Raw genomic sequence first — 23,788 nt, forward strand, 5'->3', positions numbered from 1 at the left:
GAGGCGTTGAGAGGAGCCGCCATGCAAGATATCCGCGTCGTCACCGATTTCCCGCGCAAAATCCGCGAGATCGAGAATTTGTGGATTCCGATGCCGGATGGCGTCAAGCTGGCGGCGCGTGTCTGGCTGCCGGAAGACGCGGAGAGCGATCCCGTGCCGGCGATCCTCGAATATTTGCCCTATCGCAAGCGTGACGGAACGGTGGAGCGCGATGCGCTGACGCATCCCTATTTCGCCGGTCACGGCTATGCCGGCGTGCGGGTCGACATGCGCGGCTCGGGCGACAGCGAAGGGCTGTGCAAGGGTGAGTATCTGAAGCAGGAGCAGGATGACTGCCTGGTGGTCATCGAATGGCTGGCGAGGCAATCCTGGTGCTCGGGAAGCGTCGGCATGATCGGCATCAGCTGGGGCGGCTTCAACGGGCTGCAGGTCGCGGCCCGCCGGCCGCCGGCGCTGAAAGCCGTCGTTTCGCTGTGTTCGACCGACGACCGCTATAACGACGACGTGCATTATCTCGGCGGCGCGATGATGTGCGACAATCTGATGTGGGGAACCACCGCCTGGGCCATCGCCATGACCCCGCCCGACCCGCTCATTGTCGGTGACCGCTGGCGCGGTCTTTGGAAACAACGGCTGAATGGCAATGGCATCTGGATGCAGGACTGGTTCGAACACCAGCGCCGCGACGATTTCTACAAGCACGGTTCGATCTGCGAGGATTATTCCGATGTCGAAATCCCGGTCTACGCCGTCGGCGGCTGGGCCGACGGTTACCCCAATCCGATCTTCCGGATGCTGGAAAAGCTAAGCGGTCCCCGCAAAGGGTTGATTGGACCCTGGGGCCATAAATATCCGCACTTCGCCATGCCAGGACCGCGCATCGGCTTCCTGCAGGAGTGCCTGCGCTGGTGGGACCAATATCTCAAGGGCATAAACACCGGCATTGCCGACGAGCCGATGCTGCGCGCCTGGATTCAGGATCCCGCACGGCCGGCAGCGATCTATGACGAGCGACCCGGCCGCTGGGTCGCGGAGCCGGCATGGCCGGGGCCGGGGATCGGCGAAAAGGTGCTGAACCTTGCGCCGCATGTGCTGAGCGAGGCCAGGGGCGAAGACACGATCCTGGAGATTTCATCGCCGCAGACGGCCGGCCTGTCTTCCGGCGCCTGGTGCGGTTATGGCGTCATGCCGACCTTGCCGGTCGACCAACGCACGGAAGAAGGCAATGCCCTGATCTTCGAGACGGCGCCGTTGACCGAAGCGGTCGAGATCCTCGGTTTTCCCGAATTCGAGGTCAAGCTCTCCTCCGACAAGCCGGTTGCGCTTCTGTCCGCCACGCTGTCGCAAGTGTTCCCTGAAGGTGCTGCCTCGCGCGTCAGCTACGGCATCCTCAATCTGAGCCATCGCAACGATGATCTGGACATCGCACCCATGGTGCCGGGCCGGGCGGAGACCGTCCGCATCAAGCTGCGCTGCTGCGGGCAGCGTTTCGAGGTTGGCGAGCGTATCCGGCTGGCACTGGCGACATCGCATTGGCCGATCGTCTTTCCGACCGCCGAGCAGGCGACGCTGTCGATCCATTGCGGCGATAGCCGGCTGATCCTGCCGGTGCGCGCGCCGCAGAAGCTGGACGACACGCTGGGGGCCTTCCTGGCTCCGGAAAGCGCCGCGCCGATGGAGCAGGAGGTTCTGACCAAAGGGGACGGCTTTCAGCGCTCGGTTTCGACAGACCAGGTCACTGGCGAGACCGTCTACCAAGTCGTCAATGATGGCGGCACGGTGCGGCATCCGCATACGGGAATCGTCCTTTCAGCGAAGCATGTCGACCGGTTCTCCATTCACCCCGACGACCCGACCTCGGCGGTCGGCACCTGCACCTGGGAAAAATCCTATGGCCGCGGCGACTGGCAGGCGCGCCTTTCAGTGACGGCGACGGTGCGCGCGCTGCGCGACGTCTGGCGGATCGAGACCCACATCACTGCCCATGACGGAGACGAGCGGATCGTCGACCGCAGCGAGGTCAAGGAGTATCGGCGCGATCTCAACTGAGCGGCGGCGATTGGACTGGGCAATCAGGCCATCGATTTCGGCAAGGCGAAGGCCAGCGCATCGACGGCCAGCCGCACCTTCAGCGGCAGATGCGGTGTCTGCAGCCAAAGCGCGTGGCAGTCGTAGAGATATCGCGGCTGGTCCGGCAACAGCGCCATCAGCGCGCCGGCCTGAATGCGGTCGCGTACCAGCCACCAGGGCAGCCAGGCCAGCCCCATGCCGTCGGCGGCCGCGTCAGCGATGGCATCGAGATCGTCGAGCCGCAGCCGTCCGGTTGGCGTGATCTCGAGCGTGGGTTGCCCCTCGCGCACAAACAACCACGGCTGAATGACCTGGCCGAGCCGGCGGTAGACAGTCGCCTGATGGTCGGCGAGATCCTCGATCCGCTGCGGCTCGCCATGAATTCTGAGATAAGAGGGTGCCGCGCAGACGACCATGCCCTGACGCGCGACGCGACGCGCAATCACCCCCACCTTGTCGTCAAGAGCGCCGGTGCGGATTGCGAGATCGTAGCCGTCCTCGGCAAGATCCGCCAAGCGGTCGGTGAGCGACAGGTCGAGTTCCAGCATCGGATATTGATGGGCCAGCTTCAGCAACACGGGGGTCACGCAATGGCGCCCGAAATGCGCCGGCATGGTGACCCGCAGTTTTCCACGTGGCTCCGAAAACTGTTCGGCGGCGAGCGCATCGGCGGCTTCGGCCTCGGCCAGCACCACCCGACAGCGTTCATAGTAAGCGCGGCCGAAGTCGGTCAGGCTCTGCCGTCGCGTGGTCCGGTTGAGCAGCCGCACGCCCAGCCGCTCCTCAAGAAACCGGACATGCTTGCCGACCATCGGTCCGGAGAGATCAAGCGCGACCGCCGCGGCCGCGAACGAGCCGAGATCGACCGCCTTGACGAACACGGCCATGCTCTCAAGCCGATCCATATTCAGAACTCCTGGTTTCTACTGTTCTTCTCTTACAGCCATTTATCCCTGGCAAGACCGGCTGCATAGCTCATTCGGTTCAGCTGATTTGGAGTATCCGAATGACACGCGTAGTTCGCTTTCACCAGCATGGTGGCCCCGAGGTTCTGCGCATCGAGGATGTCGCGCTTTCCCCACCGGGTTCGGGCGAAGTTCAAATCCGGGTCAAGGCACTCGGCCTCAATCGCGCCGAAGCGCTGCTGCGCGCGGGTTCCTATATCGAGACGCCGACGCTCCCCTCGGGGCTTGGCCTTGAGGCAGCGGGCGTCATCGAGGCTATTGGCGACGGTGTGAGGGATTTCGCGCCGGGCGACAGCGTCAGTGTCATCCCGCCGCAATCGATGATCCGCTGGCCGGCCTATGGCGAGTTTGCCACCTACCCCGCCGGACTTGTCGTCAAGCATCCGCCGTCGCTCGACTGGCAGACGGCAGCGGCCGTCTGGATGCAGTATCTCACCGCCTATGGCGCGCTGATCGATATCGCCGGGCTGCACAGCGGAGACCACGTGGTGATCACCGCGGCCTCGAGCAGCGTCGGGCTTGCGGCAATCCAGATCGCCAACAGGGTCGGTGCACCAGCGATTGCGGTGACGCGGACATCGGCGAAGAGGCAGGCCCTGCTCGACGCCGGCGCGGCTGAAGTCGTCACCTTGGCCGAGGAGGATTTGGCGGCACGGCTGAATGAGATCGCAGGGCCTGAAGGCGTGCGCGTCGTGTTCGATGCGGTCGGCGGCCCGATCTTCGAGCCACTCACAGCGGCCATGTCGCGTGGCGGCATCCTCATCGAATATGGCGGTCTCAGCCGCGAGCCGACGCCATTCCCGCTGCCAGCGGTGCTGAGCAAGACGCTGACACTGCGCGGCTACCTCGTCCACGAGATCACCGGCAACCCTGTGAAACTCGAGGCCGCCAAGGCGTTTATCGTCGAAGGTCTGGAGGACGGGACGCTGAGGCCGATCATCGACAGGACCTTCGCGTTCGACCAAATCGTCGAGGCGCATCGCTATCTGGAATCGAACGAGCAGTTCGGCAAGATCGTAGTGACGATCTGAGATCGTAGTGACGATCTGAGATCGTGGTGACGATCTGAGATCGTGGTGACGATTTGAATCGTGGTGACTGCCTGAGCAACGGTGGCGAACAAATCATTCTTGCAGGGCAATATCGGCCTTGAAGCCGCGGCTTTGCATCCCTAACTGTTCGGTGCGGGCCGGGCCCCTCTGACTGTCGCTTTTGGCGATTGTGATGTCGGACCGCTTTAACGGGCCCGTTTCCATTCTTTCGGTCAAGCGGGCTCATTCCTTTCGGTTTGGAGCCCCGTATGACATCTACTTCCCTCCTCGGTATGGTTTGCCCCTCCTGCCGCGTCGCGCTCGTGATGAGCGAACGCCAGGGTATCGAAATCGACTACTGTCCGCAGTGCCGCGGCGTCTGGCTTGATCGAGGAGAACTCGACAAGATCATCGAGCGTTCCGGCAGGGAAGCGGCGCCCGCGCCGCAGCCACAGCCGGCAGCATTCTCCCAGCCACAACATGGCCAGAGCCGCGATGACGATTATTCCCGCTCGCACGGTCACCGCTATCCAAAGCGGAAGAAATCATTCTTCGAAGAGTTGTTCGACTGACCGCATGATGCCCGACATCCAGGCCGGCACTTGCTGAAACTTCCGAAACCACATCGACAAAGGTTCATCTCCGATGATTTCCCGCACCAGCCGATTTGCAGCCCTCTTTGCAGGACTGTTCCTTGCATTCTCCATGGTTGCGATGGACCATGCCGAGGCCCGTCGTGGCGGCAGTTTCGGCAGTCGTGGCATGCGTACGTTCCAATCGGCACCGCCGACCAGGACGGCCCCAGCACCGACCGCTCCGGTCGAGCGGTCGATGACGCCCAACACCGGTGTGAACAACGCGGCCCGGCAGCCGCAGGCCGGCCTGCAGAGGCCCGGCTTCATGAGCGGTTTCGGTGGAACGATGATGCGCGGCCTGTTGCTCGGCGGCCTGTTCGGCCTGCTTTTGGGTCAGGGCTTCGGCGGCCTGGCCGGCATGTTCGGTTTCCTGCTTCAGGCCTTGCTGATCGGTGGCGCGATCATGCTGGCCATCAGGTTCTTCCGCTCGCAATCCGCGCGCGGCCCCGCGCCGGCGCTCGCAGGTGCCGGCAATGCCCAGGCTTCGCGATTTGAGAACCGCTCAACGGCAGGGCAGCAGACTGCAGGCTCCTTCACAATTCCCGGTTTCGGCGGCGGTTCAGGTGGAGGCTCTCCGGCCGCCGCCTCCGAGGAGATCACGCTGGCCCAGACGGATCTCGACGCATTCCAGCAGCTGCTGACCGATGTCCAGGAAGCATTCGGGCGCGAAGACCATGCCGCTCTGCGCCGGGCGGTTACACCCGAAATGGTATCCTATCTGTCGGAAGAGTTGGCCGACAATGCCCAGAAAGGTCTCAGGAACGAGGTGACTGATATCACCTTGCTGCAGGCCGACATCGCGGAAAGCTGGCGCGAGGATGAGCGCGACTACGCCACGGCCGCCTTGCGCTACGAATCTCGTGACGTGACGCGCGAACGGGCCAGCGGCAAAATCGTCGCGGGCGACGATGATCATCCGACAGAGACGACCGAGCTGTGGACTTTCGTGCGTGAGAATGGATCGAACTGGAAGCTCTCGGCAATACAACAGGCTTGAGCCTCGGGCGATTTTTTCCGAGGCTTCGCAGTTGTGGGCGTTCAGCGCACGATCTTGACGCACATCGGCGTGCCGATCTCGATGGCGCGCCCGGTGTCGGTCAGTATGCCGCTGTCGGCGTCGCGGGCGAAGATCGAAATGCGGTCGCCATTCTGGTTGGCGGAAAACAGATGGCCGCCTGACGGCGTCAGCGCCAGGTTACGCGGGGTCGCGCCGCCGCAAGGGATATAGCTGACGAGGCTGAGCGACCCTGTCTGCTGGTCGACCGCCATGATGACGACGCTGTCATGGCCGCGGTTGGAGCCGTAGACAAAACGGCCATCCGGTGAGATCTGGATATCGGCGCAGTGGTTGCTGTCGCGTGCCTCGGCCGGCACCGCCGGCTTTGCGTCGATGATCGAGAGCTTGCCGGTGGCTTCGTCCAGCGTCATCGACACGATGGTCGAATCCAGTTCGTTCATGACGAAGACGAAGCGTCCGTTCGGATGCAGTGCGAGGTGGCGTGGACCGGCGCCGGATGGCAAAGCGGATTCGGTTAGCTTGGCCAGATTGCCCTCGCGCTCGATCCGGTAAGACACCAGCCGGTCGATGCCGAGGTCGGCGACGATGGCTGTTCCCCCGCCGATGGTTTCGGTGACGCTGTGCGCATGCGAGCGTTCCTGCCGCGCCACATTCGGGCCGCTGCCCTCATGCGAAACGCTGGCAAGCGGCGCCGACAAGGCGCCGTTCTCTTCGAAGCCATAGACAGCCACCGCACGATCCGGGCCGCCCTCGCCCATGCCGTAATTGGCGACCAGCAGTTTTGTCCCGTCGCGGGTGATGGTGTTGTGGGCGGCTATGCTGCCGAGCGACGGTTGCTTGTTCAGATAAATGAGCGTCCCCGAAGCTCGATCGAAGCTGTAAGCTGAGACGGTGCCCTCGCGCCAGGTGAACACTTCCGAGTTGGCGTAGATCCGCGAGCCGTCCGGTGTCACCGAGAGGAAGGTCGGATTGTCGACGTCGTTGGTCTCGGCCAGTTTTCGTGTTTCCAGCGTCGTCTCGTCAAAGCTGTAGACGCTGAGGCCGACGCCCCGAGCGCCCTGAAAATACGGCGCCTCGCGGTTCAGGCTGCCGACAAAGACCAGACAATTCTCGCGCATGATTTCCTCCCTACCCGCCTGCGCTTTGGCGCGCGGGAGCAGCCAAAATTTCGCCTGTTCACGCTTGCAACGCAACCCCATATGTGAAAATACTATTTACAAAAGAAGATTGACGGGAGGAGACGTCTTGTATTTCGACGCCTTGATGCGTTTTCCGATAGCTGTGACGTGCCCCATGCAGGTCTGGCGGTGCCGACCATGAACGATTTCGCACCTACCGTCGGCGTCGCCTCGACGCATCCCAAGAACATGCCCGGAGATCACGCCGCGCTGCCGGTGTGGAATGCCGAGAACTGGTTCTACGAGGACTGGCCCGTCGGCCAGAAGATCCGCTCGTTGCGGCGCACAATGGCCGAAGGCGACAGCCATTTGTTCAACACGCTGGTGCTCGACATCCACCCCTATGTGCAGGACCAGATGTTTGCCGAGAACGAAGGCATTTTCGGCAAGCGGCTGATCGCCGGCGCCTTTGTCTTTTCGGCTGGCCTGGGGCTGGTCGCCACCAACTGCGTCAATGCCTTCTCCTATGGCTACGACAAGCTCCGCTTCATAAAACCCGTCTTCATTGGCGACACGATCTATTCGATCCGCTCCAACCTCGACAAGAAGCCCCGCTACAAGGAAATGGGGCTGATCCGCGCCAGCTATGAGGTGTTCAAGGGCGAAGGCGAGTTGGTTCTCTATTGCGAGCATCTGCAGACGGTGAAGTACCGCAACCCGGCCGACTTCGTCGGCAAGACGGAGAAATAGCATGCCGGCAGCAGCCGAATTGCCGCTCGCCGGTCTCGTCGTCGTCGACATGAGCCAGTTCCTGTCCGGGCCCTATTGCTCACTCAGGCTGCTCGATCTCGGCGCCCGCGTCATCAAGATCGAGCGTCCGGATGGCGGCGACCTGTCGCGCCGGCTCTATCTCAGCGACACCGAGATCGGCGGCGATTCCACCATCTTCCATGCCATCAACCGGGCCAAGGAAAGTCTTGCCATCGACCTCAAGAACGAGGCCGATCTCGAGGCGTTGCGCGGCCTTCTGGCCAAGGCCGATGTGCTGATCCAGAATTTCCGGCCGGGCGTCATCGAGCGGCTCGGCTTGGACTACGAGGCGGTCCGCAAGATCAATCCGCGGCTGGTCTATGCCTCGATCAGCGGCTATGGCGAAGACGGACCATGGGTCAAGAGACCCGGCCAAGACCTGCTGGCGCAGGCGCGCTCCGGCGTGATGTGGCTGAACGGCGATGAGGACCAAGGGCCGGTGCCGTTCGGTCTTGCCATCGGCGACATGCTGGCCGGTGCCGCCTGCGCGCAGGGCATTCTGGCCGCACTCGTGCGGCGCGGCATCACCGGCCAGGGCAGCCATATCGAAACCAGTCTCCTGGAAGCGCTGGTCGATTTCCAGTTCGAGGTGCTGACGACGCATCTCAATGACGGCCGCCGGCTGCCCAGGCGCTCCAGCTTCCGCAGCGCGCATGCCTATCTGTCGGCGCCTTACGGTGTTTACCCGGCCAAGGACGGATACCTCGCCATCGCCATGACGCCGATTCCCAAGCTGGCCGATCTCCTGTCGCTCAGCGAACTCGCACCCTATCGCGACAAGCCTGCGTCGTGGTTCACCGCGCGCGACGACATCAAGGCGATCATCGCACAGCGGATCGCCACCAAGACGATCGACGAGTGGCTTGATATCCTCGAGCCGGCCGACATCTGGTGCGCCAAAGTGCTGACCTGGCCGGAGATGCTGGCGAGCGAAGGGTTCCATTCCCTCGGCATGCTGCAGACTGTGACGCGCGAGGACGATGTCTCGATCCTCACCACCAGTTCGCCGCTCCGGGTCGATGGCATAAGAGCCAAGGCCGATCGGGCGGCGCCCCGCATCGGCGAGCACAGTGCCGCCATCCGCGCGGAGTTCGGCCTGTGAGTTCGCCCAAGCTCAAAGGCATGACCTGGAGCCATCCGCGTGGCTATGATCCGATGGTCGCCTGCTCGGCGCTGTGGCAGCAGAAGACCGGTATTGCCATCGAATGGGACAAGCGCTCGCTGCAGGACTTCGAATCCTTCCCGGTCGAAGAACTGGCGCGCGCCTATGACCTCATCGTCATCGACCATCCGCATGTCGGCCAGATCACGGCCGAAGGCTGCCTGGAGCCGCTGGATGTCGCCGGACGCGAGGCGGAACGCACGGCCCTTGCCTCGGGCAGCATCGGCCAGTCCTATCCGAGCTACAACTGGCAAGGACGGCAATGGGCTTTCCCGATCGATGCGGCAACGCAGGTCCAGGCATGGCGTCCGGATGCGATCGGTGCGCCACCGGCGCGCTGGAGCGAGGTGCTCGATCTCGCCCGGCAAGGCCGCGTGCTGCTGCCGCTGCGGCCGCCTCACGTGTTGATGGTGTTCTACACGCTTGCCGGCAATCTCGGGCATGCCTGCACGACCGATCCATCCGACGATCTGATCGATGTGGAGATCGGTAGCCAAGTCTTCGAGGCAATGCGCGAGATCGCAGCGCTGGTCGATCCCGCGTGTTTCGAGATGGACCCGATTGCCGTCTCCGAACGTATGGCGGAGGCCGGTTCCAGGTTCGTCTGCGCGCCACTGATCTATGGTTACGTTTCCTATGCGACGGCTGGCTTTCGGGCGAACCGGCTGGCCTTTGCCGATGTTCCGGTCATCGGTTCCGGCGGCCCGGTCGGTTCGGCGCTTGGCGGCACCGGCATAGCCGTATCAGCCTTTTCCAAAGCCAGGGATGCCGCGATCGACTTCGCCTATTGGGTCGCGAGCGGCGATGTCCAGCGTGGCGCCTATGCCGCCGCCGGCGGCCAGCCCGGCCATGCAGCGGCCTGGGAGGACCAGGCTGTCAATGAAGCGACCGGCGACTTCTATCGGGATACGCGCGCGACGCTGGAGGGTGCATGGGTGCGGCCGCGCCACGACGGCTACATGACTTTCCAGCAAGCAGCATCCGAACGCATCCTTTCCGGCATGACCTCCCGGCATCAAGCCCGACAGGTTGTTGCCGATCTCAATCGCCTGTTTCGGGAGAGTTCCCCGGTGCAGGTGTCCGGCGCTGCCGGTGGAGGAGCCTGAACCAAACCGAACGGAGGAGAACGAGATGACAGGAATGATCCGCGGCCTGCTGGCCGCAACCGCGCTTGCCTCGCTTGCAACGACCGCCTTTGCGCAGGATGTGCAAGGCGTCATCGGCGGGCTGCCGACCGAACTCAAGGCGCAATATGACGGCGCGCCGCAGAAGGTGCTGCCTTCGGCCTGGGACAATTTCACAGCGCCGCCTAAACCGTGGAAATGGTGCCACTCGGAATCCTACCAGGGCAATCCGTGGCGGGTCACGGTGACCAAGGAATTGAAGCGTCTCGTCGACGGGCTGATCGGCGACGGAACGGTGTCCAGCTTCGAGGTGTCTGATTCCAACAACGACGCCAGCCAGCAGATCAACCAGATCCGCGCCTTCATCGACAAGAAGTGCTCGATCATCACCTCGATCCCGGGCTCGGCGACGGCACTCGATGATGCGATCGACGCTGCCGCCAAAGCCGGCATTCCGTTCATCACCGCTGCCGGTTCGGTGACCAGCCCGAACGCCATCAATGTCGATTCCAACTATGCGCGCTGGGGCTACGACATGATGGCGGCGATCGGCAAGGCGCAGCCGGACGGCGCCAGCATCCTTCTGGTCGAAGGCATCGCCGGACACCCGATCGTGGTGCAGGAGCGCCAGGGCGCGGACAAGGCGCTGACTGAAAATCCGAAGCTGAAGATCTCGCGCAATGTCAATGGCAACTGGACAGCCAACGTCACCAAGACCGTGGTGCTGCAGGCGATCGCCACCAACCCGGCGCCGATCGATGCAGTGTGGACGACAGGCAGCGAAAGCCGCGTCGTCGCCGAAGCCTTCGCAGAAGCCGGCCGGCCCGCACCATTGATCACCGGCTCGATCACCGGCGATGCGCTGGGCTACTGGAAGGCCAACCCCGACAAGTACCGCTTCGAAGGCCATGCGGTGCTGCCGCACTGGACCGCGCAGACGCTGTTCCGCGTCGGCGAGCGCATGCTCGACGGGCAGAAGCCGAAGCTGAACACGCTGCTGATCCCGATCCCGCCTGTCCACACCGCCGATCTCGGTGCCTGGTACAAGGACTGCATGACGACGGACGCCGTGTCTATCTTCCCGATCCCGCCGAAAGATCCGATGCCGGAGGAATGGCTCGACGCCTATTTCTCGAACCCGGCGCCAACCAAGGGCTGGGACTATTCGAAGGTGCCCGATGCCTGTGCAAAGTGACGCCTGCTAATCTCTCAACAGGCCGGCTCCTTTCGGGGAGCCGGCCTGCCAGCATCGAAATGCGACATGCTTGAAGTCAAAACCATATCCAAACGCTATGGCGAGACGATCGCGCTCGCGGACGCATCGATCGCGTTTCGGGCGGGAACCATCCACACCATCCTGGGCGAGAACGGTTCGGGCAAGAGCACGATGGTCAAGCTGTTGTCCGGCATCGTCCAGCCGGACAGCGGCGCGATCCTCCTGCACGGCAAGCCGTTCTCGGGCGCCAACCCCTCGGCCTTCCAGGCGCAAGGCTTCGCCACGGTGTTCCAGGAGGTGCTGATCGCGCCGGATCGCAGCGTGACCGACAACATCCTGCTCGGCCTCGACGGGCTGGTCCGGCGCGCTGTGCCCCGCAACGAGCGCCGTGACCGGGCGAAAGCTGCGCTTAAGCGCTTCGCGGTCACCGACGTCCCTCTCGACATGCCAGCCGGCCTGCTGCCGCTCGCCGCGCAGCAATTGGTCGTCCTTGCTCGCGCGATCGTGCGCAACCCAAAGATCCTGATCCTCGACGAGGTCACCGCCGCGCTCGACTTCGCCGATCGCGAATCCGTTTTTTCGTTGATGCGTGCGCTTGCCGGCGAGGGCTGCCTGATCCTGTTCATCACCCACCGCATGGACGAGGTGATGTCGCTTTCGGATCGCATCTCGATCCTGCGGGGCGGCAGCGTGGTGCGCACCGAAGAGCGCGGCGCTTCGACGCCGGCTGAGCTTCTCAAGACAATGGCGCCACGTACCGCCGCGGAGCTTGCGCATGGCTGATCGCACCGCTCTCGAATTTGGTGGTCTTGCCGTTCGCGAACTCGTCATCGCGCCCGGCGCCAGCCCGATCACGCAGGCAATCGCTCCGGGTGAGATCGTCGGGCTTGCCGGCCTCGATGGTCATGGCCAGGAGCTGTTTCTCAAGATGCTTGCTGGCCTGGAACCGCCGCATGGCGGCTCGATTGAACTCGGTGCATCGGATGCGTCCCGCAAGATCACCGGGTTTCGCAAGGCTGTCGCCAGCGGCATCGCCTATTTGCCGCGCGACCGACGCGCCAACGGCATTTTCCCGACGCAGTCGGTGCTCGACAACTTCGCCGTTTCGACTCTGTCGCGCGACACACGGCTCGGCCTGATCAGCCCGGCGGCGCGCAAGGCGCGCTACGACATCTACCGCGAAAAACTGTCAATCGCCGCACCCCGGCCCGATGCGCCGATCACCACTTTGTCGGGCGGCAACCAGCAGAAGGTGCTGCTGGCGCGGGCCTTGGCGCTGGAGCCCGCGATCCTGCTCCTCAACGATCCGACGCGTGGCGTCGACGTGGCGACGCGGCATGTTCTCTACGACGTGTTTCGCGGGCTGGCGGCCGACGGCATGGGGCTCGTCATCCTGTCCAGCGAAATCGAGGAGATTCTTCTCCTGTGCCAGCGCGTGCTGGTGTTCCGTGAGAATGAAGTCGCGGCCGAGATCGCCGGCAACGCCCTCACCACCGACGGCGTGATATCAGCCATGTTCGGACGTGCGGCATGAGCCCTGTTGCGCGCCTCCTGTCCCTTGGGCGAAATTTCGGCTTCGCCGTCGTGCTGCTGGTCGTGCTGCTTGCGGTCAATCTCATCCTCAGCCCGGGACGATTCCAGCCGGGTTCCTGGGGGGCGCTGGTCGGATTGGCGGCGCCCTTGATCGGTGCTGCCATCGCCTCCACGCCTGTCATCCTCGCCGGGCGTGGCGGAATCGACATCTCGGTCGGGCCATTGATGGGCTTTGTCAACGCTTTGACGATCCAGGTGCTGTTCCTCGGCACCGGCATCTCGTCGCCCTTGGTGCTCGTTCCGGCGGCGTTGCTCGTCGGCGCGCTGGTGGGCGCGGCGAACGGCTTCCTGGCGACAATCGTGCGCATTCAGCCGATCGTCGCCACGCTCGGCACCTATCTGATCCTGACCGGCGTGACGCTGACAATCCTGCCGGCGCCGATCGGCCCAGCGCCGGCCTGGCTCAAGGCACTGTCCGGCCCGCTGTCGATGCTGCCGCTGGCGGCGATGCTCGTCGCCTGGTGGCTGGTGCGGCGCACGCCATACTACGACCAGCTTATGGCGGTCGGCAGCGACGACCGCGCCGCCTACACCGCCGGTGTCGATGTCACGCGCGTGCGCTTCATCGCCTATGTCATGACCGGCATCCTCGGCGGATGCGCCGGGCTGATGCTGACCGCGCTGATCGGCTCGGCTGATCCCAATATCGGGCCGACCTACACACTGATCGCCATCGCCGCCGTAGCACTTGGCGGCGTCAGCCTGGCCGGCGGCCGTGGTGGCGTGGCGGGTGCCGCCATCGGTGCCATCGACATCTTCCTGCTGCAGAGCGTGCTGACGACGTTCAACGTCTCGACCTTCGTGCTGCAGATCGCCTACGGCGCGATCCTGGTGCTGGCGGTGATGCTGACAGCGCTGCAGGAACGTCTTGCCATGGGGAGACGCTGACATGGTTTTGCGCCAAAACCTCTTCGCGACAACCAACGCCCGCGTCGTCGGCGCCTTCTGCGTCGCCGCCCTTCTGCACCTTGCCGGCACAATTCTCATTCCCGGCTACTCGGCGCCGTTTGCGATACGTGCCATGCTGGTGCTCGCCTCGCTGCTCGCCGTGGCCTCGATTGGCCAGACGCTGGTCGTCATCATGGGCGGCATTGACCTTTCGATCCCCTTCGTCATCGGCTTTGCCAATGTCGTGGCGGCGCAGCTTTATGGCGATGGCTGGAACTTTTTTCTCGTCTGCGGCCTGGTCGGCGCGCTGGCGCTCGTCATCGGCGGGCTGAACGGGCTGATCTCGCGCAGCCTCGACATCCAGCCGCTCATCGTCACGCTCGGAATCGGCATGGTCGTGCAAGGGCTGGTGCTGCTGTGGACAGCCGGCTTCCCGTCAGGCTCCGCGCCACAAGCGGTTTCCAGCTTCGTCTCGATCGGCGGATCGGCCGGCCCGCTGCCGGTGCCGTGGCTGGTGCCGAGCCTGGTCGTGCTGGCGGCGCTGGTCGTGCTGGTGCTGGAGCGGACGCCCTATGGCCGCCGGCTCTATGCGTTGGGCAGCAATCCGGGAGCGGCGCCGCTGGCGCTGATCGACCCGGTTCGCATGTGGGTCATCACCTATGCAGCAAGCGCCTTCTTCGCCGCTGTCGCGGGCGTGCTGCTGCTCGGCTTCACCGGCTCGGCCTATGGCGATGTCGGCCAGCCCTATCTGTTCCAGACCATCGCAGCGGTCGTCGTCGGCGGCGCAGCACTGGTCGGCGGCCGGGGCAGCTATCTCGGCACGATCGCCGGCGTGCTGGTGCTGACCGAGATCAACACGCTGCTCATCGGCCTCGGCTTCCAGCCCGCGGCGGTGCAGGCCGCGCTCGGCTTCGTCATCGTGCTGCTGGTTTCGCTCTATGGCCGCGAACGGCACGTCTCGGCAACCGTCTGAAAGGACCTGTCAGTCGAGCCGCCACAGCTTGCGGGCATTGCCGGACAACAGCCTGTCGCGCTCGTTAATGCTGCAGCCTGAGAGCAATGCATGGGTCGCCGCTACCCAGGTCGACAGGCCGCCGCCTAGCGTGCAGACCGGCCAGTCGCTGCCCCAGACGACGCGGTCCCAGCCGAATGAATTGATGGTGTGCTCGACGTACGGCCGCAACGTCTCGACCGTCCAGCTGCCGGCATCGGCATAGGCGACGACACCGGAAATCTTGGCCATGACATTCGGGCGCCGGGCGATCTCGCTCATATGCTCGCGCCATGGATGTTCCCTGTTGCCCTTGATGTCGGGCACGCCGCAATGGTCGAGGACGAACGTCACATCGGGTGCCAGGTCGGCAAGCACGATAGCCTTGGGAATCTGGTGCGGCAGCACGACGAGATCGAAGGTCAGGCCGGTGCCGCCAAGCCGCTTGATGCTGTCGCGGAACACCGCACCTTCCGAGAGCTCGTCGGGCGCGACATGAAGGACGCGGCGAAAGCCCTTTACGAACGGGTTTGCCCGCTGCCGTTCGAGATAGGCCGCGAAGTCTCCTTCCTCAGGACGGCAGGACGCGATCACCCCGGCCAGCATGCTGCCGGGCTGCCGTGACAGTCCTTCCACACGAGCCGTCTCGGCTTCGATGTCGGCCGGATCGACATCGACCTCCATATGCAGCACGCGCTCGACGCCGACACGCTGCGCCTCCGTCGCGTAGTCTTCATAAGAGAAATCGCGGTTGAGCGCCGGCACGCCGGCGAGCCAGGGATAGCGCAGGGCCGAGCGATCGATGAGGTGAAGATGGGTGTCGATGATCATGGCGAGGCTCCTCCCTCTGGCTTTTCAAATCATCTCACGAGAGAATTCTTCATTCAAATAAGAATTCACACCGATGAGCCGACTGCTGATCCAGCAAGGTGCGACAGCTTTTCACACGTTGCCAGCAACAGTTCGATTGTCCTGGTGATATCGGGTGCGGAAGGCGCGTTGACCACCGTGATGTAGGGAATCGACAGCGCGGCGATCGCCTTGCCGTCGGAACTGCGCACCGGGGCCGACAGGTTGAAGACGCCGGCTGTCTGCATCGAAGCCATCATCTCGTAGCCACGGTCGCGGATCTGGTCGAGACGGGTGAAGAACTCGCTCGATTGCGCCGTCTTGTCGGTGCTGCGGACGTGTTCGGAAATCATCATCTGGCGCTCTTCCGGTGAGCGGAAGGCGAGCAGCACATGTCCCGAGCCGGTGTCGAACAGACTGATATGGGAGCCGACCCGGATCGATATGCCCCAGTAGTTCGGTGCTTCCTGCTGACCGATGACGACGGCAGAACCGCGATCAAAAACAACGAGTTGGTTGGCCTGCTGCGATGTCTCGGCAAGTTCACGCATCAGCGGCGTGGCATAGGAGACCAGCCGCCGTACCGGCGCGTGCAACTGTGCCAGGCCGAACAGCTTGAGCGTCAGCGAATAGCGGTCGCCGTCGAGGCGCGTGACGTAGCCGCGCCGCACCAGCCGGTCGAGCATGCGATAGAATTCGTTGGGACTGCGGTCGAGTTTCTTGGCGATTTCGGCCTGGGTCAGGCCACCGTCGACGCCCGCCAGCAGTTCAAGGATATCGAGCCCCTTGTCGAGCGCCGGCGCGCGATAGCGCTCGTCTTCGCTGTCGTCCATGGGCTCATCCTCCAGTGAATTTCACCCTTCATATACGCAGGAACGTGCGCAGCGGAAACAAATTTCGCCTTGACGTCTCCATGAATGTTTTGTTTGTATATGAATGTAGCACTTCTTGTCATCAGACGAGTTGCGGTCGCCGGCCAAGGCGCACCCAGGGAGGATACCAATGAACAGACTGCTTTCCGGCGTCTCCGCCGGTGCATTGTTGCTTGCATTTGGTGCAGGCGCAGCCCTTGCCGGCGACCTGCCCGGCAAGTTCGAAGGCGTGACCGTCGACGTGAAGCTGATCGGCGGCCAGCAATATGAAAAGCTCTACGAACGGATCCCGGAATGGGAGAAGGCGACTGGCGCCAAGGTCAACATCCTGACCAAGAAGAACGGCTTCGATATCGACAAGGAGCTCAAGTCCGACATCGCCTCGGGCAGCACCAACTGGTGCGTCGGCTGGAACCATTCCTCCTTCGCGCCGCAATATACCGGCCTCTACACCGACCTCAGCAAGTTGCTGCCGAAGGAAGAGATCGACGCCTTCGTGCCGTCGACGATCAAGGCGGCAACCATCGACGGCAAGCTGGAGATGCTGCCGCGTGCGCAGTTCGACGTTTCGGCGCTCTACTACCAGAAGAGCCTGTACGAGAACGCCGACAACAAGACCAAGTTCAAGGCGAAATACGGCTATGACCTGGTGCCGCCGGACACCTGGAAGGAAGTCACCGACCAGGCCGAGTTCTTCGCCAACCCGCCCAATTTCTACGGCACCCAGTTCGCCGGCAAGGAAGAGGCGATCAACGGCCGCTTCTACGAGATGGTCGTCGCCGAGGGCGGCGAATATCTCGACAAGGACGGCAAGCCGGTCTTCAACTCCGAGGCCGGCATCCGGGCGCTCGACTGGTTCGTCAACCTCTACAAGGCCAAGGCCGTGCCGGCCGGCACCACCAACTATCTCTGGGACGATCTCGGCCAAGGCTTTGCGTCCGGCACTGTCGCCATCAACCTGGATTGGCCGGGCTGGGCCGGCTTCTTCAACGATCCGAAGTCGTCGAAGGTCGCCGGCAATGTCGGCGTCAAAGTCGCGCCGAAGGGTTCGTCCGGCAAGCGCACCGGCTGGTCCGGCTTCCATGGCTTCTCGGTGACCGAGAACTGCCCGAACAAGGAGGCCGCGGCTTCCCTGGTTTGGTGGCTGACCAACGAGGACAGCCAGAAGCTCGAGGCCGCCGCCGGTCCGCTGCCGACCCGCACCGCGGTCTGGGACTGGGACCTGAAGCAGGCCGAAAACGATCCTTACAAGAAGGAGGTTCTTACCGCTTTCCAGGAAGAGGCCAAGCACGCCTTCGCCGTGCCGCAGACGCCTGAATGGATCGAGATCTCGAACGCCGTCTATCCCGAGCTGCAGGCGGCGATCCTCGGCGACAAGACCTCGAAACAGGCACTGGATGAAGCCGCCGCCAAGGCGACACAAATCCTCCAGGACGCCGGCAAGCTCTAGCAACGGCTCCCAGGGCTGCCTCCCCCAATCAGCAATGGGGGAGGCGATCGCGTTGCGCGGGATGCCAGCGGTTTACGCTAACCCTTCGCGCCCAGCCAACGCACCGCCGTCCAAATACAAACACTCAAGGATTCTGATGAAGGGCTTCAAGCCATCCGCGCCATTCCTGCTGCTGCTTCCGGCCATGATCGTGCTGGCGGCGGTGGTGGTGGTGCCGCTGCTTCTGTCGCTCTATTCGAGCTTCACCCCGTTCCGCCTGACGCGGCCCGAAACGTTCTACGTCTTCATCGGCATCCGGAACTATCTTTCGATCCTGTCCAACACCGACTTCTGGTGGGCCTTCGGTCGCACGGTTCTGCTGCTGACCATCGCGCTCAATCTCGAAATGCTGCTCGGGCTCGGCCTCGCCATGCTCGTCGAGAAGGCGACGCGCGGCCAGCGCATCCTGCGCACGCTGATGATGTTTCCGATGATGTTCTCGCCGATCCTGGTCGGCTTCCAATTCAAGTTCATGTTCAACGACAATATCGGCCTGGTGAACAATGCGCTGCAGTCGCTCGGCATCACGCGAGACGCCATACCGTGGCTGATCGAGGGCCATCTCGCCTTCATCGCCATCTCGATCGCCGAGATCTGGTCGTCGACGGCGATCTTCGCCATCCTGATCCTCGCCGGCCTGCTCGCCATGCCCAAGGAGCCGATCGAGGCGGCGCGGGTCGACGGCTGCACGCCGTGGCAGACATTCCGCTATGTGACGTGGCCATTCGTCATGCCCTTCGCCTACATCGCCATGACCATCCGTTCGCTCGACGTGGCGCGCGCCTATGACATCGTCAAGATCATGACCGATGGCGGACCGGCGGGCCGCACCGAACTGCTATGGACCTTGGTGGCCCGCACCGCCTACAGCGACGGGCGCATGGGCATGGCCAACGCCATGGCCTATTTTTCGATCCTGCTGTCGATCGCCTTCACCGTCTACTTCTTCAACAAGCTCGCCGCGGCGCGCACGCAGATCGGTGCGGAGTGGTGAAGATGGACGAGAATTCTTCCGCCCGCCTGAAGCGCCGGCTGCTCGGCATCGTCTATCGCATCGGCCTGTTCCTGGCGATGCTGACCATCTGCCTGCCGGGCCTGTGGATCGTGCTGTCGTCGCTGCGGCCGACGGTCGAGATCATGGCAAAGCCACCGGTGTGGATCCCACAGGAGATTTCGTTCGACGCCTATGTCGCGATGTTCTCAGGCATCGGCAAGGGCGGCATCCCGGTGATTGAATATTTCCGCAACTCGCTGATCATCTCGGTGACCTCGACGGTGATTGCGGTGGCCATCGGCATGGCAGGCGGCTATGCGTTCGCCCGCTATCGTTTTCGCGGTAAATCGAGCGTCTTCCTCGGCCTGATGCTGACGCGCACCGTGCCGGGCATCGCGCTCTCGCTGCCGCTGTTCTTCCTCTATGTGCGGCTCGGCATCATCGACACCCATTTCGGGCTGATCCTCGCCTATGTCGCGCTCAACGTGCCGTTCACCATCTGGCTGATCGACGGCTTCTTCCGCCAGGTGCCCAAGGACCTCGCGGAAGCAGCGCAGATCGATGGCTGCACCCGCTGGCAGGCGTTCTGGCAGGTCGAGTTTCCGCTCGCCGGACCGGGCATTGCGTCGGCCGCGATCTTCGCCTTCCTGACCTGCTGGAACGAGTTCGCGCTGGCCTCGCAGCTGACCCGCTCGGTGAGCGCCAAGACGCTGCCGGTCGGCCTGCTCGACTACACGGCCGAGTTCACCATCGATTGGCGCGGCATGTGCGCGCTGGCCGTGGTGATGATCATCCCGGCGCTCACCCTCACCTACATAGTCCAGAAACACCTTGTCGGCGGCCTGACCTCCGGCGCGGTGAAAGGCTGATCCCATGGCAACCGTTACCCTCACCAAGCTGACCAAGCGCTACGGCACTGTTGGGATCGTGCACGGCATCGATCTCGACATTGCCGACCGCGAGTTCATTGCGCTGGTCGGCCCGTCCGGCTGCGGCAAGTCGACGACGCTGCGCATGATCGCCGGGCTGGAGGAAATCAGCGCCGGCTCGATCGAGATCGGCGGACGCATCGTCAACGATTTGCCGCCACGCTCGCGCAACATCTCGATGGTGTTCCAATCCTACGCGCTCTATCCGCACATGACGGTGCGCGAGAATCTCGGCTTCTCCCTGAAGATCGCCGGCGCCGCCAAAGAAGACATGGACCGCCGCGTCGCCGAGGCCTCGGCCATCCTCGGCCTCGACACGTTGCTCGACCGCCGCCCGTCGCAACTGTCCGGCGGTCAGCGCCAGCGCGTCGCGATGGGCCGCGCCATCGTGCGCGACCCCGATGTGTTTCTGTTCGACGAACCGCTTTCCAATCTCGACGCCAAATTGCGCACGCAGATGCGCACCGAGATCAAGAAGCTGCATGCCAAGGTGCAGTCGACAGTGATCTACGTCACCCACGACCAGGTCGAGGCGATGACGCTTGCCGACCGCATCGTCATCATGCGCGACGGCCATATCGAACAGGTCGGCACGCCCGACGAGGTGTTCCGGCGGCCGGCGACGCGCTTCGTCGCCGGCTTCATCGGCTCGCCGCCCATGAACCTGCACGAGGCGACGGTCGACGGTGGCCAGATGGTTTTCGCCAGCGGCGAGAAGCTGCCGCTGCCCGGCCAGTTCAAGGCCAATGTCGCGACCGGCGACAAGGTCGTGTTCGGGCTGCGGCCGGACGACATCTACCCGACCGGCCATGGCATCAGTTCCGGTGGCGCGGCCGATGTCCACCAGGTCGAGCTGCCGATCACGGTCACCGAACCGCTCGGCAACGAGACGCTGGTGTTCGTTGAATTCAACGGCACGGACTGGGTGTCGCGCATGCTGAACCCGAGGCCACTGCGGCCGGGCGAGCGGGTCGCCATGAGCCTCGACATGTCGCAGGCGCATCTGTTTGCCACTGAGACCGGAAAGACATTGCGGAGCTGATCGGCATGGCCAGAATCGAGAAAGTCGACCTTTGCATGGTGGACCTTGTGCCCAAGGTCAAGCGCACCGACGCGATCCAGAGCTTCGTCAGCCAGGAAACGCCGATCGTCACGATCACCGATTCCGACGGTGCGGTCGGCACCGGTTACAGCTACACGATCGGCACCGGCGGTTCGTCGGTGATGCGGCTGCTCTCGGACCATCTGGTGCCGCGCCTGATCGGCCGCGATCCCGACATGATCGAGGCGATCTGGCACGATCTCGAATTCGCCACCCATGCCACGACCATCGGGGCGATCACCGCGATCGCCATCGCGGCGATCGATACCGCACTGTGGGATCTGCGGGCCAAGAAGCAAAACCTGCCGCTGTGGAAACTCGCCGGCGGCGCCAAGGATCGTTGTCCGCTTTACACCACCGAAGGCGGTTGGCTGCACATCGAGACGCAGGCGCTGGTCGACGATGCGCTGGCCGCCAAGGCGAAGGGATTTCGCGGCTCGAAAGTCAAGATCGGCAGGCCGCACGGGTCGGAGGATCTTGCCCGCCTGTCGGCGGTGCGCAAGGCGGTCGGCGACGGCTACGAGATCATGACCGACGCCAATCAGGGGTTTTCGGTCGACGAAGCGATCCGGCGCGCTGCGAGGCTGCGTGAGCTCGACCTCGCCTGGATCGAGGAACCGCTGCCGGCAGACGACATCGACGGGCATGTGCGATTGTCGAACTCGACGCCGACGCCGATCGCCATCGGCGAGTCGCTCTACTCCCTCCGCCATTTTCGCGAGTACATGCAGAAAGGCGCCTGCTCGATCGTGCAGGTCGATGTCGGCCGTATCGGCGGCATCACGCCCTGGCTCAAGATTGCGCACGCGGCAGAGGCCTTCGACATTCCGGTCTGCCCGCATTTCCTGATGGAACTGCATGTCAGCCTGACCTGCGCTGTTCAGAACGGCCGATATGTCGAGTACATTCCGCAGCTCGACCAGTTGACCGGCAAGCGCATGCGCATCGAAGATGGCCAGGCGCTGGCGCCCGACGAACCGGGAATCGGCATCGATTGGGACTGGGACGCGGTCAAGGCCATGAGCATCGCCGAATTCACCACGGCGATCACGAAATAGGAGACTGATATGCAGCGGATGGGGATGATTCTCGGACTGAAGCCGGAAAAGGTCGAGGAGTATGTCCGCCTCCATGCCGCCGTCTGGCCCGGCGTGCTGACCATGATCTCGGCCTGCAACATCAAGAATTATTCGATCTACCTGAAGCGGCCGGAGAACCTGCTGTTTTCCTATTTTGAATACCACGGCACCGACTATGCCGCCGACATGGCCAAGATGGCGGCCGACCCGAAGACGCAGGAATGGTGGGCCGTCTGCATGCCCTGCCAGGAGCCGCTGGCGACCCGCAAGGAGGGCGAGTGGTGGGCCGAGATGGATGAGGTCTTCCATCATGACTGAAGGCGGCTTCGACCCTGCCTTGCTCGTTCAATCCTGGCCAAAACCCTCAAGACCCCGGCCGATCGTCACCTTCGGCGCGGGATCGATCGTCGGCGACGCGCATTTCCCAGCCTACCGGAAGGCCGGCTTTCCGGTTGCCGGGCTTTATGATCCTGATCATGTCAGGGCTGAAAAGCTGGCCAGCCAATGGGGCGTGACGGCCTTTGGCTCGGTCGAAGAAGCGACTGCTGTCGAGGGCGCGATCTTCGACCTTGCCACCCCGCCGTCGCATCATGCCGATGTGCTGAAGTCCTTGCCTGACGGCGCGGTGGCGCTGATCCAGAAGCCGATGGGCAGCAATCTTGCCGAGGCGACCGCGATCCTCGAAATCTGCCGCGCCAGGAGGCTGCACGCGGCGGTGAACTTCCAATTGCGCTTCGCGCCAATGATGCTGGCGCTGAAGGATGCCATCGGCAAGGGCTGGCTCGGCGAGATCGTCGACTTCGACGCCTGGCTGGCGCTGGCGACACCATGGGAGCTTTGGGAATTCCTGCTCAAGGCGCCGCGCGTCGAGATCGCCATGCATTCGATCCACTATCTCGACCTGATCCGGCAGTTGCTCGGCGACCCCAGAGGCGTGCACGCCAAGACACTCGGCCATCCCAACCATAAGGTGGCGCAGACGCGCACCAGCGCCATTCTCGACTATGGCGACACCGTGCGTTGCGCGCTGTCGATCAACCACGACCACAAATTCGGTCGCCGGCATCAGGCCTGCGAGTTCCGCATCTGCGGCACAGAGGGTGCCGCCTATCTCAAGCTGGGTCTCAACCTCGATTATCCCCAGGGCGAACCGGATGTATTGGAGATCTATCCGAAGGGCGGAACGGGCTGGATCGCCGTGCCTTTGGCCGGCGAGTGGTTTCCCGATGCCTTCGTCGGCCGCATGGCCAATGTCCAGCGCTTTGCGACCGGAGAAGATGATACGCTGATAAGCCCCGTCGAAGATGCCTGGAGCACTATGGCGCTGGTCGAGGCGGCGTATCAGTCGAGCGCGGCACCGGCGACGCCGATTGCGGAAAGACCCTGATGGAACAGATCAAGTATTTCGAGGATTACGAGATTGGCGCGTCGCGCCTAACAAGCGGCCGCACCATCACCGAGACCGACTTCATCGTCCATGCCGGCCACACCGGCGATTTCTTTCCGCACCACATGGACGCCGAGTACATGAAGACGACGCCATTCGGCCAGCGCATCGCGCATGGCACGCTGGTGTTCTCGGTCGGCATCGGGCTGACCGCGAGCGTCGTTAACCCTGTCGCCTTTTCCTACGGCTACGACCGGCTGCGCTTCATCAAGCCGGTGTTCATCGGCGACACAATCCGCACGCGCACCACCATCGCGGTCAAGGAAGACGATCCCAAGCGGCCGGGTTCAGGACGGGTGATCGAGCGGTGCGAGGTGATCAACCAGCGCGGCGACGTGGTGCTGGCGGCAGACCACATCTACATCGTCGAACGCAGGCCGGCGCAGGGCTGAGACTCGGGAAAGTC

Annotated in this window: 25 protein-coding genes; 20 read left to right on the forward strand and 5 right to left on the reverse strand. The window is 63.5% G+C overall.

From position 1 onward, the window contains the following. Nucleotides 1-21: 21 nt before the first annotated feature. Nucleotides 22-2,049, forward strand: a complete 2,028-nt coding sequence (locus EN990_RS03280) for a CocE/NonD family hydrolase (RefSeq protein ID WP_127368427.1) — start codon at nucleotides 22-24, stop codon at nucleotides 2,047-2,049. A 23-nt stretch (nucleotides 2,050-2,072) separates the two neighbouring features. Here EN990_RS03280 and EN990_RS03285 read toward each other — a convergent pair whose 3' ends face one another. After that, on the reverse strand, nucleotides 2,073-2,975 hold the full coding sequence (locus tag EN990_RS03285; RefSeq protein ID WP_127368428.1) for a LysR family transcriptional regulator: 903 nt from the start codon (nucleotides 2,973-2,975) through the stop codon (nucleotides 2,073-2,075). 101 nt (nucleotides 2,976-3,076) lie between these two features. On the opposite strand from EN990_RS03285, the gene EN990_RS03290 reads away from it, so the two are divergent. Next, entirely contained in the window at nucleotides 3,077-4,066 is a 990-nt protein-coding gene (locus EN990_RS03290) for a zinc-dependent alcohol dehydrogenase family protein (protein WP_127388240.1), read from the forward strand. A gap of 93 nt (nucleotides 4,067-4,159) precedes the next feature. On the opposite strand, the gene EN990_RS35715 is transcribed toward EN990_RS03290, so the two are convergent. Next, nucleotides 4,160-4,303, reverse strand: coding sequence for a hypothetical protein (locus EN990_RS35715; RefSeq protein WP_206526336.1), 144 nt, complete (start codon nucleotides 4,301-4,303; stop codon nucleotides 4,160-4,162). Between the two features lie 32 nt (nucleotides 4,304-4,335). On the opposite strand from EN990_RS35715, the gene EN990_RS03295 reads away from it, so the two are divergent. Next, on the forward strand, nucleotides 4,336-4,638 hold the full coding sequence (locus EN990_RS03295; RefSeq protein ID WP_024502504.1) for a zf-TFIIB domain-containing protein: 303 nt from the start codon (nucleotides 4,336-4,338) through the stop codon (nucleotides 4,636-4,638). Nucleotides 4,639-4,711: 73 nt separating this feature from the next. After that, a complete protein-coding gene (locus tag EN990_RS03300; RefSeq protein ID WP_064995039.1) occupies nucleotides 4,712-5,698 on the forward strand; it encodes a Tim44 domain-containing protein in 987 nt (328 codons plus the stop codon). A gap of 41 nt (nucleotides 5,699-5,739) precedes the next feature. Here EN990_RS03300 and EN990_RS03305 read toward each other — a convergent pair whose 3' ends face one another. Then, on the reverse strand, nucleotides 5,740-6,837 hold the full coding sequence (locus EN990_RS03305; protein WP_127368787.1) for a lactonase family protein: 1,098 nt from the start codon (nucleotides 6,835-6,837) through the stop codon (nucleotides 5,740-5,742). 198 nt (nucleotides 6,838-7,035) lie between these two features. Between EN990_RS03305 and EN990_RS03310 the strand changes: the two genes are divergently transcribed. The 8 genes from EN990_RS03310 (at nucleotide 7,036) to EN990_RS03345 (ending at nucleotide 14,603) form a co-directional block, all read left to right on the forward strand. Beyond that, on the forward strand, nucleotides 7,036-7,587 hold the full coding sequence (locus tag EN990_RS03310; protein WP_013533014.1) for a MaoC family dehydratase: 552 nt from the start codon (nucleotides 7,036-7,038) through the stop codon (nucleotides 7,585-7,587). 1 nt (nucleotide 7,588) lies between these two features. Continuing rightward, nucleotides 7,589-8,749, forward strand: coding sequence for a CaiB/BaiF CoA-transferase family protein (locus EN990_RS03315; RefSeq protein WP_024502501.1), 1,161 nt, complete (start codon nucleotides 7,589-7,591; stop codon nucleotides 8,747-8,749). Beyond that, nucleotides 8,746-9,915 (forward strand): extracellular solute-binding protein, encoded by a 1,170-nt coding sequence (locus EN990_RS03320; protein WP_063167546.1) that lies wholly within the window; start codon nucleotides 8,746-8,748, stop codon nucleotides 9,913-9,915. The genes EN990_RS03315 and EN990_RS03320 overlap by 4 nt, the downstream gene beginning before the upstream one ends. A gap of 25 nt (nucleotides 9,916-9,940) precedes the next feature. Further along, on the forward strand, nucleotides 9,941-11,128 hold the full coding sequence (locus tag EN990_RS03325; RefSeq protein WP_127368786.1) for an ABC transporter substrate-binding protein: 1,188 nt from the start codon (nucleotides 9,941-9,943) through the stop codon (nucleotides 11,126-11,128). 66 nt (nucleotides 11,129-11,194) lie between these two features. Next, the gene (locus EN990_RS03330) at nucleotides 11,195-11,932 is read left to right on the forward strand and encodes an ATP-binding cassette domain-containing protein (protein ID WP_013533018.1); all 738 of its coding nucleotides are present in this window, start codon (nucleotides 11,195-11,197) and stop codon (nucleotides 11,930-11,932) included. Beyond that, nucleotides 11,925-12,683: an ATP-binding cassette domain-containing protein gene (locus EN990_RS03335; RefSeq protein ID WP_013533019.1), complete on the forward strand. Its 759-nt coding sequence runs from the start codon at nucleotides 11,925-11,927 to the stop codon at nucleotides 12,681-12,683. Before EN990_RS03330 ends, EN990_RS03335 begins: the two co-directional genes overlap by 8 nt. Further along, nucleotides 12,680-13,630: an ABC transporter permease gene (locus tag EN990_RS03340; RefSeq protein ID WP_127385072.1), complete on the forward strand. Its 951-nt coding sequence runs from the start codon at nucleotides 12,680-12,682 to the stop codon at nucleotides 13,628-13,630. The genes EN990_RS03335 and EN990_RS03340 overlap by 4 nt, the downstream gene beginning before the upstream one ends. Before the next feature lies 1 nt (nucleotide 13,631). Further along, nucleotides 13,632-14,603, forward strand: a complete 972-nt coding sequence (locus tag EN990_RS03345; protein WP_127369282.1) for an ABC transporter permease — start codon at nucleotides 13,632-13,634, stop codon at nucleotides 14,601-14,603. 9 nt (nucleotides 14,604-14,612) lie between these two features. On the opposite strand, the gene EN990_RS03350 is transcribed toward EN990_RS03345, so the two are convergent. Next, nucleotides 14,613-15,452: an amidohydrolase gene (locus EN990_RS03350; protein ID WP_127369283.1), complete on the reverse strand. Its 840-nt coding sequence runs from the start codon at nucleotides 15,450-15,452 to the stop codon at nucleotides 14,613-14,615. A gap of 65 nt (nucleotides 15,453-15,517) precedes the next feature. After that, the gene (locus tag EN990_RS03355; RefSeq protein WP_013533023.1) at nucleotides 15,518-16,303 is read right to left on the reverse strand and encodes an IclR family transcriptional regulator; all 786 of its coding nucleotides are present in this window, start codon (nucleotides 16,301-16,303) and stop codon (nucleotides 15,518-15,520) included. 169 nt (nucleotides 16,304-16,472) lie between these two features. Between EN990_RS03355 and EN990_RS03360 the strand changes: the two genes are divergently transcribed. From EN990_RS03360 to EN990_RS03395, 8 genes are all read left to right on the forward strand, one after another. After that, a complete protein-coding gene (locus EN990_RS03360) occupies nucleotides 16,473-17,792 on the forward strand; it encodes a sugar ABC transporter substrate-binding protein (RefSeq protein ID WP_127369284.1) in 1,320 nt (439 codons plus the stop codon). Between the two features lie 136 nt (nucleotides 17,793-17,928). Continuing rightward, entirely contained in the window at nucleotides 17,929-18,825 is an 897-nt protein-coding gene (locus tag EN990_RS03365; protein ID WP_013533025.1) for a sugar ABC transporter permease, read from the forward strand. Between the two features lie 2 nt (nucleotides 18,826-18,827). Continuing rightward, nucleotides 18,828-19,694 (forward strand): carbohydrate ABC transporter permease, encoded by an 867-nt coding sequence (locus EN990_RS03370; RefSeq protein WP_063171551.1) that lies wholly within the window; start codon nucleotides 18,828-18,830, stop codon nucleotides 19,692-19,694. A 4-nt stretch (nucleotides 19,695-19,698) separates the two neighbouring features. Continuing rightward, nucleotides 19,699-20,796 (forward strand): sn-glycerol-3-phosphate ABC transporter ATP-binding protein UgpC, encoded by a 1,098-nt coding sequence (gene ugpC, locus EN990_RS03375; protein ID WP_127368839.1) that lies wholly within the window; start codon nucleotides 19,699-19,701, stop codon nucleotides 20,794-20,796. Nucleotides 20,797-20,801: 5 nt separating this feature from the next. After that, on the forward strand, nucleotides 20,802-21,914 hold the full coding sequence (locus EN990_RS03380; RefSeq protein WP_063167541.1) for a mandelate racemase/muconate lactonizing enzyme family protein: 1,113 nt from the start codon (nucleotides 20,802-20,804) through the stop codon (nucleotides 21,912-21,914). A gap of 9 nt (nucleotides 21,915-21,923) precedes the next feature. Continuing rightward, nucleotides 21,924-22,253: an L-rhamnose mutarotase gene (locus tag EN990_RS03385; protein WP_127365738.1), complete on the forward strand. Its 330-nt coding sequence runs from the start codon at nucleotides 21,924-21,926 to the stop codon at nucleotides 22,251-22,253. Continuing rightward, entirely contained in the window at nucleotides 22,246-23,322 is a 1,077-nt protein-coding gene (locus EN990_RS03390; protein ID WP_127365739.1) for a Gfo/Idh/MocA family oxidoreductase, read from the forward strand. The genes EN990_RS03385 and EN990_RS03390 overlap by 8 nt, the downstream gene beginning before the upstream one ends. Continuing rightward, nucleotides 23,319-23,774 (forward strand): MaoC/PaaZ C-terminal domain-containing protein, encoded by a 456-nt coding sequence (locus EN990_RS03395; RefSeq protein WP_063167538.1) that lies wholly within the window; start codon nucleotides 23,319-23,321, stop codon nucleotides 23,772-23,774. The genes EN990_RS03390 and EN990_RS03395 overlap by 4 nt, the downstream gene beginning before the upstream one ends. Nucleotides 23,775-23,788 lie beyond the last annotated feature (14 nt).

Source organism: Mesorhizobium sp. M7A.F.Ca.US.005.03.1.1 (genome assembly GCF_003997975.1).
GTDB lineage: Bacteria > Pseudomonadota > Alphaproteobacteria > Rhizobiales > Rhizobiaceae > Mesorhizobium > Mesorhizobium ciceri.

Coding starts and splice junctions, on each gene's coding strand:
- EN990_RS03385 (WP_127365738.1), top strand. CDS start 21,924: ATGCAGCGGATGGGGATGATTCTCGGACTGAAGCCGGAAAAGGTCGAG.
- EN990_RS03365 (WP_013533025.1), top strand. CDS start 17,929: ATGAAGGGCTTCAAGCCATCCGCGCCATTCCTGCTGCTGCTTCCGGCC.
- EN990_RS03335 (WP_013533019.1), top strand. CDS start 11,925: ATGGCTGATCGCACCGCTCTCGAATTTGGTGGTCTTGCCGTTCGCGAA.
- EN990_RS03325 (WP_127368786.1), top strand. CDS start 9,941: ATGACAGGAATGATCCGCGGCCTGCTGGCCGCAACCGCGCTTGCCTCG.
- EN990_RS03295 (WP_024502504.1), top strand. CDS start 4,336: ATGACATCTACTTCCCTCCTCGGTATGGTTTGCCCCTCCTGCCGCGTC.
- EN990_RS03345 (WP_127369282.1), top strand. CDS start 13,632: ATGGTTTTGCGCCAAAACCTCTTCGCGACAACCAACGCCCGCGTCGTC.
- EN990_RS03290 (WP_127388240.1), top strand. CDS start 3,077: ATGACACGCGTAGTTCGCTTTCACCAGCATGGTGGCCCCGAGGTTCTG.
- EN990_RS03380 (WP_063167541.1), top strand. CDS start 20,802: ATGGCCAGAATCGAGAAAGTCGACCTTTGCATGGTGGACCTTGTGCCC.
- EN990_RS03285 (WP_127368428.1), bottom strand. CDS start 2,975: ATGGATCGGCTTGAGAGCATGGCCGTGTTCGTCAAGGCGGTCGATCTC.
- EN990_RS03300 (WP_064995039.1), top strand. CDS start 4,712: ATGATTTCCCGCACCAGCCGATTTGCAGCCCTCTTTGCAGGACTGTTC.
- EN990_RS03330 (WP_013533018.1), top strand. CDS start 11,195: ATGCTTGAAGTCAAAACCATATCCAAACGCTATGGCGAGACGATCGCG.
- ugpC (WP_127368839.1), top strand. CDS start 19,699: ATGGCAACCGTTACCCTCACCAAGCTGACCAAGCGCTACGGCACTGTT.
- EN990_RS03360 (WP_127369284.1), top strand. CDS start 16,473: ATGAACAGACTGCTTTCCGGCGTCTCCGCCGGTGCATTGTTGCTTGCA.
- EN990_RS03390 (WP_127365739.1), top strand. CDS start 22,246: ATGACTGAAGGCGGCTTCGACCCTGCCTTGCTCGTTCAATCCTGGCCA.
- EN990_RS03315 (WP_024502501.1), top strand. CDS start 7,589: ATGCCGGCAGCAGCCGAATTGCCGCTCGCCGGTCTCGTCGTCGTCGAC.
- EN990_RS03350 (WP_127369283.1), bottom strand. CDS start 15,452: ATGATCATCGACACCCATCTTCACCTCATCGATCGCTCGGCCCTGCGC.
- EN990_RS03280 (WP_127368427.1), top strand. CDS start 22: ATGCAAGATATCCGCGTCGTCACCGATTTCCCGCGCAAAATCCGCGAG.
- EN990_RS03305 (WP_127368787.1), bottom strand. CDS start 6,837: ATGCGCGAGAATTGTCTGGTCTTTGTCGGCAGCCTGAACCGCGAGGCG.
- EN990_RS03355 (WP_013533023.1), bottom strand. CDS start 16,303: ATGGACGACAGCGAAGACGAGCGCTATCGCGCGCCGGCGCTCGACAAG.
- EN990_RS03340 (WP_127385072.1), top strand. CDS start 12,680: ATGAGCCCTGTTGCGCGCCTCCTGTCCCTTGGGCGAAATTTCGGCTTC.
- EN990_RS03370 (WP_063171551.1), top strand. CDS start 18,828: ATGGACGAGAATTCTTCCGCCCGCCTGAAGCGCCGGCTGCTCGGCATC.
- EN990_RS03310 (WP_013533014.1), top strand. CDS start 7,036: ATGAACGATTTCGCACCTACCGTCGGCGTCGCCTCGACGCATCCCAAG.